Annotated in this window: 11 protein-coding genes; 8 read left to right on the plus strand and 3 right to left on the minus strand. The window is 61.6% G+C overall.

The window, feature by feature from the left end; all coding sequences use genetic code 11:
- Nucleotides 1-13 precede the first annotated feature (13 nt).
- The 3 genes from O6760_RS27485 (at nucleotide 14) to O6760_RS27495 (ending at nucleotide 4,221) form a co-directional block, all read left to right on the plus strand.
- Entirely contained in the window at nucleotides 14-982 is a 969-nt protein-coding gene (locus O6760_RS27485) for a TAXI family TRAP transporter solute-binding subunit (protein WP_442969835.1), read from the plus strand.
- 183 nt (nucleotides 983-1,165) lie between these two features.
- Nucleotides 1,166-3,790 (plus strand): TRAP transporter permease, encoded by a 2,625-nt coding sequence (locus O6760_RS27490; protein ID WP_269582840.1) that lies wholly within the window; start codon nucleotides 1,166-1,168, stop codon nucleotides 3,788-3,790.
- Nucleotides 3,787-4,221: a universal stress protein gene (locus O6760_RS27495; protein WP_269582841.1), complete on the plus strand. Its 435-nt coding sequence runs from the start codon at nucleotides 3,787-3,789 to the stop codon at nucleotides 4,219-4,221. The genes O6760_RS27490 and O6760_RS27495 overlap by 4 nt, the downstream gene beginning before the upstream one ends.
- Nucleotides 4,222-4,379: 158 nt before the next feature.
- On the opposite strand, the gene O6760_RS27500 is transcribed toward O6760_RS27495, so the two are convergent.
- A complete protein-coding gene (locus O6760_RS27500; RefSeq protein WP_269582842.1) occupies nucleotides 4,380-5,267 on the minus strand; it encodes a LysR family transcriptional regulator in 888 nt (295 codons plus the stop codon).
- Between the two features lie 95 nt (nucleotides 5,268-5,362).
- Here O6760_RS27500 and O6760_RS27505 point away from each other — a divergent pair, with 95 nt between their 5' ends.
- Entirely contained in the window at nucleotides 5,363-6,622 is a 1,260-nt protein-coding gene (locus O6760_RS27505) for a M24 family metallopeptidase (protein WP_269582843.1), read from the plus strand.
- A gap of 12 nt (nucleotides 6,623-6,634) precedes the next feature.
- On the opposite strand, the gene O6760_RS27510 is transcribed toward O6760_RS27505, so the two are convergent.
- Both O6760_RS27510 and O6760_RS27515 read right to left on the minus strand, forming a co-directional pair.
- A complete protein-coding gene (locus O6760_RS27510) occupies nucleotides 6,635-7,294 on the minus strand; it encodes a hypothetical protein (RefSeq protein WP_269582844.1) in 660 nt (219 codons plus the stop codon).
- A gap of 3 nt (nucleotides 7,295-7,297) precedes the next feature.
- Nucleotides 7,298-8,698, minus strand: coding sequence for a selenium-binding protein SBP56-related protein (locus O6760_RS27515; RefSeq protein WP_269582845.1), 1,401 nt, complete (start codon nucleotides 8,696-8,698; stop codon nucleotides 7,298-7,300).
- A gap of 155 nt (nucleotides 8,699-8,853) precedes the next feature.
- On the opposite strand from O6760_RS27515, the gene O6760_RS27520 reads away from it, so the two are divergent.
- The 4 genes from O6760_RS27520 (at nucleotide 8,854) to O6760_RS27535 (ending at nucleotide 13,419) form a co-directional block, all read left to right on the plus strand.
- Nucleotides 8,854-9,144: a hypothetical protein gene (locus O6760_RS27520; RefSeq protein WP_269582846.1), complete on the plus strand. Its 291-nt coding sequence runs from the start codon at nucleotides 8,854-8,856 to the stop codon at nucleotides 9,142-9,144.
- Complete coding sequence (gene yghU, locus O6760_RS27525) at nucleotides 9,137-10,003, plus strand: glutathione-dependent disulfide-bond oxidoreductase (protein ID WP_269582847.1); 867 nt, start codon at nucleotides 9,137-9,139, stop codon at nucleotides 10,001-10,003. Before O6760_RS27520 ends, yghU begins: the two co-directional genes overlap by 8 nt.
- Nucleotides 10,004-10,401: 398 nt before the next feature.
- Nucleotides 10,402-11,973 (plus strand): Re/Si-specific NAD(P)(+) transhydrogenase subunit alpha, encoded by a 1,572-nt coding sequence (locus O6760_RS27530; protein ID WP_442969942.1) that lies wholly within the window; start codon nucleotides 10,402-10,404, stop codon nucleotides 11,971-11,973.
- 12 nt (nucleotides 11,974-11,985) lie between these two features.
- The gene (locus O6760_RS27535) at nucleotides 11,986-13,419 is read left to right on the plus strand and encodes an NAD(P)(+) transhydrogenase (Re/Si-specific) subunit beta (RefSeq protein WP_269582849.1); all 1,434 of its coding nucleotides are present in this window, start codon (nucleotides 11,986-11,988) and stop codon (nucleotides 13,417-13,419) included.
- Nucleotides 13,420-13,514: the final 95 nt, after the last annotated feature.

Here is a 13,514-nt window from a genome sequence, read left to right on the forward strand (position 1 = left end):
GAAGCCTAGTCAAATGATGATGAAACTGAACCTTGCCGGCGCCGTACTGGCGACCAGCATCGCATTCACCGGCGCAGCCTCCGCGGAGGAGTTCATCACCATCGGTACCGGTGGTGTGACGGGCGTCTACTATCCGACCGGTGGCGCGATCTGCCGCCTGGTCAACAAGGGCCGCAAGGATCACGGCATCCGCTGCTCGGTCGAATCCACCGGCGGGTCCGTCTACAACATCAACACCGTTCGCGCCGGCGAGCTGGAGTTCGGTGTTGCCCAGTCGGACTGGCAGTATCACGCCTACAACGGCACCTCGAAATTCGAGGACAAGGGTCCGTTCGAAGGCCTGCGCGCCGTCTTCTCCGTGCATCCGGAACCGTTCACCGTCGTTGCCCGCGCCGACAGCGGCATCAAGAACTTCGAGGACCTGAAGGGCAAGCGCGTCAACATCGGCAATCCGGGCTCCGGTCAGCGCGGCACCATGGAAGTGCTTATGGAAGCCATGGGCTGGACCAAGGACGACTTTGCCCTTGCCACCGAGCTGAAGGCAGCCGAACAGTCCGCCGCCCTGTGCGACAACCAGATCGACGCCATGGTCTACACGGTCGGCCATCCGTCCGGTTCCATCCAGGAAGCCACCACCGCATGTGATTCCAACCTGGTGAATGTCGGTGGCGGCGCCGTCGACAAGCTGGTCGGCGACAACAGCTACTACCGGACAGCGACGATCCCGGGCGGCATGTATCGCGGCAATGACGACGACACGAAAACCTTCGGTGTCGGCGCCACCTTCATCACCTCCGCCGACGTGCCGGAAGAGACCGTCTACGTGCTGGTCAAGTCGGTGTTCGAAAACTTCGACGCCTTCAAGAAGCTGCACCCTGCCTTCGCCAACCTGAAGCCGGAAGAAATGGTCAAGGACGGCCTCAGCGCCCCGCTCCATCCGGGAGCGGCGAAATACTACAAGGAACAGGGCTGGATCGAGTAAGCCCCGCAACGCTCACGGGCCCGGATTATTCCGGGCCCGTTCTGCTGAGACGGTATGGCACCTTCCACCGGACCGTCCGCGTTTCAACTGACTGACATCTGTCCTGGCGGCACCATGACCGACCGGACACGGAATTGCACAGCGCCGGCGCTGTATCTTCAGCCGGAAACCCGGGGGATTTTCATGTCTGACCAGAATCAGAATAGCGGGCAAGGTCTGTCCGAAGCGGAACTTCAGGAACTCGTTGCCGCCTCCGATTCCGGAGCCAGAAACCCTGCGGGTGCCGTCGGTCTTCTCATCGCGACGGTCGCGCTGGTCTGGTCCTGTTTTCAGGTTCTGCTCGCTTCCCCGATCGCCAACTATGTCCTGCCCTCGGATCTGATCAACAACAGCCGCCAGTTTCACCTCGCCTTCGCAATGTTCCTGGCGTTCATGGCCTATCCCGCCTTGAAAAGCAGCCCGCGCCACTACATTCCGGTCCAGGACTGGGTGCTTGCGCTGTTCGGCGCGTTCATCGCGCTTTACGGCTATTTTTTCTACCACAAGATCGTCAACAATGGCGGCCTGGCCGACGACACCGACAAGTGGTTCGCACTGGCGGGTATCGTCGTGCTGTTCGAGGCCGCGCGCCGCGCCCTCGGCCCCGCCATGGCCATCGTCGCCACGGTGTTCCTGCTTTATGTCTTCTTCGGCTCGTCCGAATGGGTGCCTGAAGTGATCCGCTGGAAGGGCGCTTCGCTGCAAAAGGCGATGAGCCACATGTGGATCACGTCGGAAGGCGTCTTCGGCATCGCCCTCGGCGTTTCGACGAAGTTCGTGTTCCTGTTCGTGCTGTTCGGCGCACTTCTGGACAAGGCAGGCGCCGGCAATTACTTCATCAAGATGGCGTTCGGCGCCCTCGGCCACCTCAAGGGCGGCCCGGCCAAAGCCGCAGTGGTCGGCTCCGCCGCCACCGGCCTGATCTCAGGCTCCTCGATCGCCAACGTGGTCACCACCGGCACCTTCACCATTCCGCTGATGAAACGGGTCGGCTTCACCTCCGAGCAAGCCGGTTCCGTGGAAGTCGCGTCCTCGGTAAACGGCCAGATCATGCCGCCGGTCATGGGTGCAGCGGCCTTCCTGATGGTGGAATATGTCGGCATCTCCTACGTCGACGTCATCACCCACGCCTTCCTGCCCGCCGTGATCTCCTATATCGCGCTCGTTTACATCGTGCACCTGGAAGCGGTGAAGCGGAACATGCCGACCATCGGCCACAAGACCGTGTCGACCCTGCGGACCGTCCTTGGCATGTTCTTCTTCTTCGCCGGCTTCGCGGCGCTGTGTTACGGCATCCAGTATCCGATCGGCTGGATCGTCGCGCTGGTCCCCGAGGGATCCGGCTGGATCCTCGCCGCACTGGTGGTCCTGGCGTATCTTGCTCTCCTGAAGCTGGCCTCCACGGCGGAAGACCTTCATCCGGACGATCCCAACGCAAAGGAAATCACGCTTCCGGAGATTTCCGAGATCTACAAGACCGGCCTCTACTACCTGCTGCCGATCGTGGTGCTGGTCTATTTCCTGATGATCGAACAAAAGTCACCGGGCCTTTCGGCATTCTGGGCAACCGCGCTGCTGTTCGTCATCCTGTTGACCCAGCGTCCGATCAAGACCCTGTTCCGGGGTGAAAACGAACATGTCGAAGCCTTCAAGGCCGGTATCACCGACCTCGTTCACGGCATGATCGACGGTGCCCGCAACATGATCGGCATCGGCCTTGCGACTGCCACCGCCGGCGTGATCGTCGGCACTGTGACGCTGACAGGCATCGGCCAGGTGATGGCCGACCTCGTCGAGTTCGTGTCCGGCGGCAACCTGGTGCTTATGCTCATCTTTGTAGGCATCTTGTCCCTGGTGCTTGGCATGGGCCTGCCGACGACGGCCAACTACATCGTGGTGTCGTCACTGATGGCCGGGGTCGTGGTCGAACTGGGTGCTCAGTCGGGCCTGATCGTTCCCCTGATCGCCGTGCACCTGTTCGTGTTCTATTTCGGCATCATGGCGGATGTGACGCCACCCGTGGGGCTTGCGTCCTTCGCCGCCGCAGCGGTGTCGGGCGGCGATGCGATCAAGACCGGCTTTACCGCCTTCTTCTATTCGCTGCGCACCGTCGCCCTGCCTTTCGTGTTCATCTTCAACACCGATCTGCTTCTGATCGATGTCACGGTCACGCAAGGCATCCTGGTGTTCGTCATGGCGACCATAGCCATACTGGTGTTCACCGCCGGAACCATGGGCTATTTCATCACCAAGAGCCGGATCTACGAGAGCGTCGCCCTGGTTCTGATTGCCTTCGTGCTGTTCAGGCCCGATTTCTTCATGAACCGGATCCAGCCTCCCTTCGAGACGGTCGCGCCGGCCCAGTTTGTCGAGGCCGTCGGCAATGCGCCTGCAGGCAGCGAGATCCGGATGGTTCTGAGCGGTCCCGATTTCGATACCGGTGACACCACCGAGACCCGTATCCTGATCAATCCCGGATCCGAGGACGGCGGCGAGGCCCGGCTGACGGCCCTCGGCCTGACAACCATCGACGAGGACGGCGTCCTCAAGCTGGACGAGCCGTTCCCGGGCACACCCTATTTCGATCAGCTGGGCATGTTCGATTTCTATGGCGACGAGCCCGTCGTCGTGAAGGAAGCCAGGGTCGAGGCCGACCAGCTACCGAAGGAACTTATCTACATTCCCGGTCTCATTCTCCTCGTCCTGGTCTATCTGCTGCAGCGCAGCCGTGCCGGCCGGGCACCCCGTGAAGAAGGAGCAACGGCATGACCAAGTCCGTTTTGTGCGCCGTCGATATTCAGCAGGACCACGACACCAAGGTGCTCGAGGTGGCCGACAAGCTGGCCCGTCTGGACGATGCCCAGCTCGACGTCATCTCCGTGGTTCCCAATGCCGGCATGAACCTGGTCGCCTCCTATTTCGAAGAGAACTTCCAGGGGCAGATGGTCGAACAGACCCGCGAAAAGCTCGTTGCAAAGGTCGGCGCCGTGCTTGGCGACGAGCGCAACAAGGACATCCGCCACCTGGTGACCACCGGCTCGATCTACGAGGAGATCCTGGAAGTCGCCAAGAAGACCGGAGCCGACCTGATCGTCATCGGTGCGCACCAGCCGCATTTGAGCGAATACCTGCTCGGCCCGAACGCGGCCCGGGTCGTGCGCCATTCCAAGGCCTCGGTCTATGTGGTGCGGGACAACTGAACCGGCACACAGTCTGCTGAACCGGCACTCCCTTTGGTGATTGCGTCGAGGCTGCAGATCACGCGCGCCATCAAACTCCGTGTCACCCCGGGTGACCTGTTCAGACCGGGGGTGACACCGGGGTTTCGTGGCATTCGTCACCAATCCGGCGAGACCGTCTAACCACTTCCCAGCAAAGCTGTTTTCAGCCGCTCGGTTTCACCGCTGAGCGGCCGGCTCTCCGGCCAGGCAATGTAGTAGCCCCTGCCGGTGGCCAGTTCCCCCCGGTTGAGCGGCACCAGATCCCCTGCAGCAATCTCCTCCCTCAGCAACGGCAAGGCACCGAGCGCGAGCCCCTGCCCTTTCAGCGCACGGCCGATTGTCTGGTTGTAGCTGGCGCAGGACTGGCCCGGCCAGTCACGGAATTCCGAGCGTCCGCTGCGCTGGATCCAGCCCGGCCAGTCGATCCAGTTGGGTGCCACACGCGGATAGTGCAGCAGCGGTGGGCGATCCGCCCCCTCCTCCGATTGCACCGCCGCGATGACGGCAGGCGCACCAACGGGCACAACGATCTCCTGAAACAGGAGCTGCGACACCCAGCCCGGAAAGCGGCCGTCGCCATGCAGGACCACCAGATCGTGATCCGCGCGCAGCAGATCGCCGAGATCGTCGACGGTCGACAGGTTGAACAGACAGGCCTCGTCCGAAAGGGCGAATTCCTTCAGCTTCGGCTGGAGCCAGAAGGCCGCAAGGGCGGTGACGGAAGCGATCCGGACCACTGGCTGGCCGGGCACCTTGACCGCCCGCAGGGCCTGGTCGAGGTAATCGAGCGTCATGCCGGCCTTGTCGGCCAGGTACGTGCCCGCCTCCGTCGGCACCAGCCGCCGCCCCGTGCGCTCGAACAGGTCGACGCCGAGCCACTCCTCGAGCTGGCGGATGCGCTTGCTGACCGCAGCCTGGGTGACATACAGCTCTTCGGCCGCCTCGGTGAAGCTCTGGTGCCGCATGGCGGCCTCGAAGAACACCAGCGTATCAAGGGGCGGCAGGGATTTTCGAAAGCCATACATTCCTTCAGGTTATCCATAAGAGCGATTTTTTCCAGTCTTTTCGCAAAACATGCCCATGGCATTATTCCTTCAAGGAAACCTGGAGCACATTCGAAATGGCTGAACTGGACTGGCATGCGGAACGCAGCGATCTTGACGGACTGACCCAACTGGATCGCGCGCCCGCCAACGAGGACATAGACCTCGTCGCCGTGCGCACCTACCGGCAGCAGCGTGTGCGCGACAAGATGGCCGAATACGGCGTTGACGCGGTGATCCTGTCCGATCCGGTCAACATCCGCTATGCCACCGGCACCCGCAACATGCAGGTCTTTTCCATGCGCAACGCCGCATCGCGCTACCTGCTCCTGACACAGAACCGTTCGATCCTGTTTGAATTCACCGGCTGCCTGCATCTCGGGCAAGGCTTCGAGACCGTCGACGAGGTCCGCCCGTCCAAGACCGCCAGTTTCGTTGCCGCCGGCCCGCATATTGCCGAGCGCGAACGCAGCTGGGCGGATGAGATGGCGGACACGATCTTCGAACTGACCGGGTTGAAGGACGCCGTCGTTGGGCTCGAACGGCTCAACGCGGGAACCGCGATCGCGCTCAAGGAAACAGGCCTGAAAGTGGTCGATGCCCAGCAGCCGGTGGAGATGGCGCGTGCCATCAAGTCGGCGGAAGAAATGAAATGTGTGATCGCGTCCCTGCGCGCCACTGAAATCGGCGTCGGCAAGCTGCGCGAGGCGATCCGCCCGGGACTGACCGAAGCCGAACTGTGGTCGGTGCTGCACCAGTCGATCATCGAGCAGAACGGTGACTATGTCGAAACGCGGCTGCTCAATGCCGGCGAGCGAACCAATCCGTGGTTCCAGGAAACTTCGGACAATGTCATCGGCGCCAACGAGTTGATCGCGCTCGATACGGACGTGGTCGGCTGCCACGGCTATTACGCCGACTTTTCCCGCACCTTCCATTCAGGGCCGGACCGGCCGACGGAGATCCAGCGCGAGCTCTACAAGGTCGCCTATGAACAGGTGCATTGCAACATGGGCATCCTGTATCCGGGCATGAGTTTCCGCGACTATGCCGACCGGGCCTGGAACATCCCGGAGAAATATTACGCCAACCGCTATTATCTTTCCGCCCATGGCTGCGGCATGACCGGGGAATACCCCTATCTCTATCACCACGGCGATTTCCCGGATGCAGGCTATGACGGCATCGTCGAGCCGGGCATGACGCTCTGTGTCGAGAGTTTCATCGGCGCGGAAGGCGGCAAGGAAGGCGTCAAGCTGGAGCAGCAGGTCCTGGTGACGGAGACCGGCATCGAGATCCTGTCCGAGTTTCCGTTCGAGGCGCATCTGATGGCCTAGGAAACAAGAGGATCAGGCCCTCAGGGTCAGCGCCAGCGAAAACACGCCGACAACAACCAGGCTGACGGCCCACACCCGGTCCAGGTTGAACCAGGCCTTTTGCAGGAAACGCAGCCCGAGCCAGTAATAGACCCCGACGGCAAGCAGGCTGCCGGCAAGGGCCATGGCCAGCGTGTGCACCGCGGCCACGGCCAATGCAGCACGCATGCCGGCCGACATGAGGGCGCCGGCTGCCTCGTGGCCCGCCTCCGTATCGACCGCGCAAATGCCCAGATAGATCGGCACCAGCATCAGCCCGGCCCCGTGGGCAATGGCGACCAGAAAGGACCAGAGGCCGAGTTTTGCCGGCGAGATCCGCGCCAGGAACCGGGGATGGCGATTGACGACCAGGAGATAGACACCCAGCCCGATGACGAGGCAGGCAGCGCCGATGCGGATTTCCCGTTCCAGGCTCACCAGGGTGATCATCGCCGAAAACGGCAGGAGAATGGCCAGCATTGCCGCCAGATGCCCCGCAGCCAGTGCCAGCAGCGCGCGCAGAAGGGCCATTGCGCGCTGCTCCATCAGGGCAGCCGACACCGCAAGCGGCCAGCCCATGCCCGGGTTCAAACCGTGATAAAGACCCGATGCGATGACGGCCCACCACAGGGCCGCCAGACCCGTCTCACTCAAAACCTAGACCGACGGAAAGCAGAAACTGTCGGTCGAGCAGTCACCGCCCTCAAGCCGGATCTGGTGGGACCGGTAGCCTTCCGGAAAGTCCACCCAGAAATCCGGATCGAGCGTCAGCCCGCCACCGGCCGTGGCCCGTGCCATCACCATGGCGGCGCCGCCCTCTCCCGGATAGAACTGGTCGTCCCAGGTGGAATAGAGCGAATTGGTCCAGTAGACCCGCTGGCCGTCCCGGCTGATCTCGACCATCTGCGGTCCGTAACCGAACGTCTTGCCGTTTGGATGTTTCGTCTTCTTGACGATACCGCCGATCTCCACCTTGCCGGCCAACGTGGGATTCATCGGATCGGAGACATCATACTGATGCATCTCGCCCGTTCCCCAGCAGGCCACGTAGAGATACCTGTCGTCGAGACTCAGGTCGATATCCGTCACCAGGGGCGGCACCGCGGAGAAACCTTTCAGGAGGTCCGGAAGGTCCGCCGGATCGGCCGGCTGCGGGTCGATGGTGATGGTCTTCTTGGCCTCGAAAGTGCCGTCGTCCTTGCGCCACCAGGTGAAGATCGCCCCTTGCAGGTTGGTCGTGTCGACCACGACACCGCAGAACCCATACTGTTTGGCGGGGTCATGTGCCGGCCGGATTTCCAGGGCCATCTGATGGTTTTCACCCAGATCGATGGTCTGGATGTTCTTGCGCCCCCGCAGGTCCCAGAAATGGATCTTGTGGCCGTATTTGTTGGACAGAAGATCCTCCGCGACGATGCCGTTCTCGAATTGCGGCGGCAGTCCCCATTCGGAGGAAACCATGTAGTCGCGCGGCAGGTTCCACCAGAAATCATAGTGCTTGTCCTGGATGCCGCGATCCATCTCGTAGCGGCCGAGGATGTCGAAGGTCTCGCAATCCATGATGAAGATGCCCGGCGGACCGTCAGTGCCGTCCGGCCCGCCGCCGCCGAGGGTCGAGACATAGATCCCCTCCGGACCGCAATGGATGGTGTGCGGGCGGGAATAGCCTGTCTTGGCGAACACTTCTTCCGGTTCGATGATCTTGTGGATCTTCGCCTTCAGCGGCTCCTTCACATCGATCACGTAGATGCGCGACGAGCGGATGCCCGGGATGATCAGGTAACGGCGTTCGAGAAAGGCGTGCCCGGTCAGTGGCGACAGGGCCGAAGAACAGGCATTCCAGCCGAAGTGATGGAACTCGTCGCCCTTGTTCGGCATCAAAACGGTATGCACGATCTTGCTGTAGTCGGGACTATCGGGATCCACATTGACCACCGCCAGACCGTCTGGCCGGGAGAAATCCGGACTGAGCATCAGGGTGAAGGCCAGTTTCTCGACCGGTGCTTCCATTGCCATTCTGGCGGTCGGGTAAAAACTCGGATCTGGTCTCAAATTCATGTCGTCCTCCCTCAAGCATGACGCATTTCAAGACGGAGTTCCCGCAATCTTTTTGTATTTTGTCGAACTCCCGCCTTCATACCGGACGCGGTTGTCCAAGCACGTCGCATCCTTGGCCTCGACCCGCGCCCTTCTCCGGGGAAGCGCTCGGCCTGGTGCAACAGAAAGAGAATGCACCAACCGCGAGCACAGGTCGATGGAAAAAAGAATCGCTCTTCCGCGACGATCCCGGCATCAGAGACTTCAGCATCAGCACTTTCAGCAAACTGGTTTCAGTTTCAGATATCTTTGCGCAACAAATTTCCTATGACACAAACGCGACCCTAGGCAATTCCGACTTCACCTCCTATTTGATCGTAAGATTGCGATGGATTATACAGTCCACCAAGTCTGCTTTCGTTTCTGTTCAAAGCCCGCCCCGTGCCGGAGACCTGCCTCATGAGTGACCCCACCTACACCCCGCCAAAAGTCTGGACCTGGGAACAGCCCAATGGCGGTGAGTTCGCCAGCATCAACCGGCCTGTATCCGGCGCGACCCATGACAAGGACCTGCCGGTCGGCAAACATCCGCTGCAGCTCTATTCCCTGGCCACCCCCAACGGGGTCAAGGTCACCGTCATGCTGGAAGAGCTGCTGGCGCTTGGCCACCGGGGCGCGGAATATGATGCCTGGCTGATCAAGATCCAGGAAGGCGACCAGTTCTCCAGCGGCTTTGTCGGCGCCAATCCGAACTCGAAGATCCCGGCCCTGGTCGACCACTCGACGACACCGGCGACGCGTGTCTTCGAATCCGGCTCGATCCTTCTGTACCTCGCCGAGAAGTTCGGTGAGTTCCTGCCGACCGACCCGGCCAAGCGCACAGAAACCCTCAACTGGCTGTTCTGGCAGATGGGCTCCGCCCCCTATCTCGGTGGCGGCTTCGGCCACTTCTATGCCTACGCGCCGGAGAAGTTCCAGTACCCGATCGACCGTTTCGCCATGGAAGCCAAGCGCCAGCTTGACGTGCTCGACAAGGCCCTTGCAGAGCGTCCCTACATTGCCGGCGAAGACTACACCATTGCCGACATGGCGATCTTCCCGTGGTACGGCAACATGGTCCTCGGCCGCGCCTACAACGCCGGAGAATTCCTCTCGGTGCATGAGTACAAGAACCTCATTGCCTGGGCCGAGAAGATCGATGCCCGTCCGGCCGTCGTGCGCGGACGCAAGGTTAACCGGACCTGGGGCGAAGATCACGAGCAGCTTGCCGAGCGTCACGACGCCGCAGACCTGGACGCCAAGGAGGCGGCCGCCGCCGCGGAATAATTTCCTGACGGCGGCGGGTGCGCAAGTCGTGTCTGCCGCCGAAAAAATATACATGGTGAAATTATAGACGAACGACCCGGATATTTAATTCGGCGGGGTAAAAAATACTAAATCCCGGCGATTGCTGAGTATTCCGGCCAATCCATCCGTCCAATGCCAGTTTCCGGCGGCCACGTTGCGTTGCGCCTCTGAATTTAATGTCGGTCTGCTCTCAGGGTGCAGTGCGGTAATACCGTGCGAAATAAGAGCAAACACACCTTGTCATAAGTAATTTTTTCGTTTCTAAATTCGCTACACGTTTTTGAGGGATCGGGCGTCGCAGGGGGATTTCATTCGCCGGAGCGGCCGTTCGCGCCCTCTTCTCAACAATCTTGTTGGAGCGACGAATGCCAGAAGCCCTGATAATCGGCACACCGAAGGAATCGTTTCCCGGGGAAAATCGTGTGGCGATGACCCCGGAGTCCGCCAAGCAACTCCAGAAACTCGGATATACCTGTCTCGTCCAGAGCGGCGCGGGCAAGGCTGCCGGATTTTCCGATGAAGCCTATCAGGAAGCCGGTGTCGAGATCGTCAAGACCGCCCCCAGCCTCTGGAAGAAGTCCGACATCGTCACCAAGGTCCGCCCGCCGGAAGGCAAGGAACTCGGCTACCTGACCGAAGGCAAGACACTGATTTCCTTCTTCAATCCTGGCGGCAACGAAGAGGGGATGGAGAAGGCCAGGAAAGCCGGCGCCAACGTCATCGCCATGGAAATGGTGCCGCGCATCTCGCGTGCGCAGAAGATGGACGCCCTTTCCTCGATGGCCAACATCGCCGGCTACCGGGCCGTGATCGAGGCCGGCAACAATTTCGGCCGCTTCTTCACCGGCCAGATCACCGCCGCCGGCAAGGTGCCGCCGGCCAAGGTTCTGGTCGTCGGCGCGGGTGTCGCGGGCCTGGCCGCCATCGGCACGTCAACGTCCCTTGGTGCTGTCACCTACGCCTTCGACGTCCGCCCGGAAGTCGCCGAGCAGGTTGAATCCATGGGTGCCGAATTCGTCTACCTGGATTTCGAGGAAGAACAGCAGGACGGCGCCGCCACCGGCGGCTACGCCAGCGTCTCTTCACCGGAATTCCGCGAGGCGCAGCTCGCCAAGTTCCGTGAACTGGCCCCGGAGATGGACATCGTCATCACCACGGCGCTGATCCCGAACCGTCCCGCCCCGAAACTCTGGCTTGAGGACATGGTCAAGGCCATGAAGCCGGGTTCGGTGATCGTGGACCTGGCCGCGGAGCGCGGCGGCAACGTGGAAGGCACCGTGCCGGATGACAAGGTCGTCACCGACAACGGCGTCACCATCATCGGCTATACCGACTTCCCCTCGCGCATGGCGACCCAGGCGTCGACGCTCTATGCCACCAACATCCGTCACATGATGACCGACCTGACGCCCGAAAAGGACGGTCAGATCAATCACGACATGGAAGACGATGTCATCCGCGGCGCGACGGTGACCTACAAGGGCGAGATCACCTTCCCGCCGCCACCGCCCAAGGTGCAGGCGATCGCCGCCAAGCCGAAGGAAAAGGCCAAGGAACTGACGGCAGAGGAAAAGCGCGCGCTCGAAACCGCTGCCTTCAAGGCGCAGACCAAGCAGCAGGTCACGCTGCTCGGCATCGGCGGCCTCCTGATGCTGCTGGTCGGCCTGATCGCCCCGGCAAGCTTCATGCAGCATTTCATCGTCTTCGTGCTGGCCGTGTTTGTCGGCTTCCAGGTGATCTGGAATGTCAGCCACTCGCTGCACACACCGTTGATGGCGGTGACCAACGCGATTTCGTCGATCATCATTCTCGGTGCCCTGATGCAGATCGGCTCGGGCTCCTACCTGGTGATCCTGCTCGCGGGTCTGTCCGTCTTCATGGCCGGGATCAACATCTTCGGCGGTTTCCTCGTCACCCGGCGCATGCTCGCCATGTTCCAGAAATCTTAAGGAGGCCGTAAGATGGAATTCGGTTTCACGACTGCCGTCTATGTCGTTGCGGCTGTTCTGTTCATTCTTTCCCTCGGCGGCCTTTCCGGCCAGGAAAGCGCCAAGCGCGCCATCTGGTACGGCATCGTCGGCATGGCTCTGGCGGTTGTCGCCACCCTGATCGGCCCGGGCTCCGGTCTCTGGCTGCTGTCGCTTGTCCTGATCGCCACCGGCGGCATCATCGGCTACTACGTCGCCCAGAAGGTGCAGATGACCGAGATGCCGCAGCTGGTCGCCGCCATGCACTCGCTGGTCGGCCTCGCCGCGGTCTTTGTCGGCTTCAACGCCTATATCGAACTCGGCCGCGTGATGGCCATGGGTGAAGAAGAGCGTCATGCGCTTGAAGGGTTTGCCGCGCTGCTCGCCCACAAGACGCCGGTCGAACAGGGCATCCTGAAGGTCGAGGTGTTCCTTGGCGTCTTCATCGGGGCCGTCACCTTCACCGGGTCCGTGGTTGCCTTCGGCAAGCTCGCCGGCAAGGTCACCTCCAAGGCGGAAAAGCTGCCGGGCGGCCACATGCTGAATGCCGGTGCGGCCGGCCTCAGTGTCATCCTGCTGCTCCTGTTCCTCAACGGGGCCGGCATCTGGACGCTGATCCTGATGACACTGCTCGCCTTCTTCATCGGCTATCACCTGATCATGGGCATCGGCGGCGCCGACATGCCGGTGGTGGTGTCGATGCTGAACTCCTATTCGGGCTGGGCCGCGGCCGCCATCGGCTTCTCGCTCGGCAACGATCTGCTGATCGTCGTCGGCGCGCTGGTCGGTTCCTCGGGTGCGATTCTTTCCTACATCATGTGCAAGGCGATGAACCGCTCGTTCATCTCGGTGATCCTCGGCGGCTTCGGCAACACGACCGGCCCGGCGATGGAAGTGGAAGGCGAACAGATCGCCATCGACAGCGACGGCGTTGTTGCCGCGCTCGAAGATGCCGACAGCGTCATCATCGTTCCGGGCTACGGCATGGCCGTTGCCCAGGCCCAGCAGAATGTCGCCGAACTGACCCGGCGCCTGCGCGCCAAGGGCAAGGAGGTGCGTTTCGCAATCCACCCGGTCGCCGGACGCCTGCCCGGCCACATGAACGTGCTGCTCGCCGAAGCGAAGGTTCCTTACGACATCGTTCTGGAAATGGACGAGATCAACGAGGACTTCCCGGACACGGATGTCGCGATCGTCATCGGCTCCAACGACATCGTCAATCCGGCGGCCCAGGAAGACCCGAACTCGCCGATCGCCGGCATGCCGGTTCTGGAAGTCTGGAAGGCCAAGCAGGTGTTCGTCTCCAAGCGCGGCCAGGGCACCGGCTATTCCGGCATCGAAAACCCGCTGTTCTACAAGGAGAACACCCGCATGTATTACGGCGACGCCAAGTCCAGCCTGGACAAGCTGCTGACCCAGATCAGCTAGGGTCCAGGGCACACACGAAATGGAATGGCCCTCCCGGGAGACCGGGAGGGCCTTTCGTTTCCTGCGCTCGATCTCTCGACCGTCATTCCGGACAA

The sequence above is a fragment of the Roseibium sp. Sym1 genome (assembly GCF_027359675.1).
In the GTDB taxonomy this organism is placed as follows: domain Bacteria; phylum Pseudomonadota; class Alphaproteobacteria; order Rhizobiales; family Stappiaceae; genus Roseibium.